Here is a 551-nt window from a genome sequence, read left to right on the forward strand (position 1 = left end):
TCAATCACTGATGACCATCGCTGATATGGCCCCACCAAAAATCCAAGAGCGACTAAAAAGGCTCGCAGATATGGCAGAAAAATCTGGCCAATAACCATCAACCATCAACCATCAACCATCAACCATCATCAAGTGCGGTAAAATTTAGATAGAAAAAAACCAGGTCGAAACCTGGTTTTTAATATTCTTTGACTAACTTATGCTAGCACCATGTTTGGCTCTGCAAAAGCGACTGGAGAACCGACTTCTTCTTCGAAAGTTGTCCATTCCCATGCTTCTTGATCCGCCAATACTGCGCGTAGAAGTTGGTTGTTTAAACCGTGACCTGATTTATAAGCACGGAATTCACCAATAATTGGATGACCACACATGTAAAGGTCGCCAATTGCATCTAACACCTTGTGAGTAACAAACTCGTTCTCAAAGCGCAGACCTTCTTCGTTCAGAATTCGGTAATCGTCCAATACGATAGCATTATCGAAACTACCACCCAAAACTAGGTTTTGAGATTGTAGGTACTCGATATCACGCATAAAGCCAAACGTACGTGC

Annotated in this window: 1 protein-coding gene and 1 pseudogene; one reads left to right on the forward strand and one right to left on the reverse strand. The window is 42.3% G+C overall.

Annotation, left to right across the window (positions count from 1 at the left end; all coding sequences use genetic code 11):
• Nucleotides 1–94 (forward strand): annotated as a pseudogene (locus R8N47_RS27590) (DUF721 domain-containing protein); the annotation flags it as partial.
• A gap of 103 nt (nt 95–197) precedes the next feature.
• Here R8N47_RS27590 and R8N47_RS27595 read toward each other — a convergent pair.
• Nucleotides 198–551: UDP-3-O-acyl-N-acetylglucosamine deacetylase (locus R8N47_RS27595; protein WP_318186411.1), on the reverse strand; the 354-nt coding region annotated here is incomplete at its 5' end.

This window comes from Vibrio sp. 2132-1, from assembly GCF_033344315.1.